Genomic DNA, 317 nt, shown 5'->3' with positions numbered 1-317 from the left:
GCCGTGCCGCGAGTGTGTCTACCGAGGAGAGCCGACCGTGCGTACGCGCCGCTTCGACGTGATCCTCGCCTCTCGCTCCGGCCGGTGGCGGCTGCGCGCCCGCCATCGCCGACCCGTGACGTGACCACGATCCCGTAGGGATCCGTCCGGGAATCGCGCTGCCCGTTCTCCACGCAGCAGCGAAAGGCACGACGCCATCATGCGTATCCGCAACCTCGGCATCCTCGCCCACGTCGACGCCGGCAAGACCACCGTCACCGAGCGCTTCCTCTACCTCACCGGTGCCACCCACAAGCGCGGCGAGGTCCACGACGGGA

Annotated in this window: 1 pseudogene; it reads left to right on the top strand. The window is 69.7% G+C overall.

Going from position 1 to position 317, the window contains the following annotated elements:
- Positions 1-199: 199 nt before the first annotated feature.
- A pseudogene (locus tag CCN56_RS38100) lies at positions 200-317 on the top strand (GTP-binding protein); the annotation flags it as partial.

Origin of the sequence: Streptomyces sp. NRRL B-24572, assembly GCF_002156145.1 — a bacterium.
Classification (GTDB): Bacteria; Actinomycetota; Actinomycetes; order Streptomycetales; family Streptomycetaceae; genus Streptomyces; species Streptomyces vietnamensis.
The sequence above is the reverse complement of the archived record's forward strand: the minus strand, read 5'-3'. Positions and strand labels throughout refer to the sequence as shown.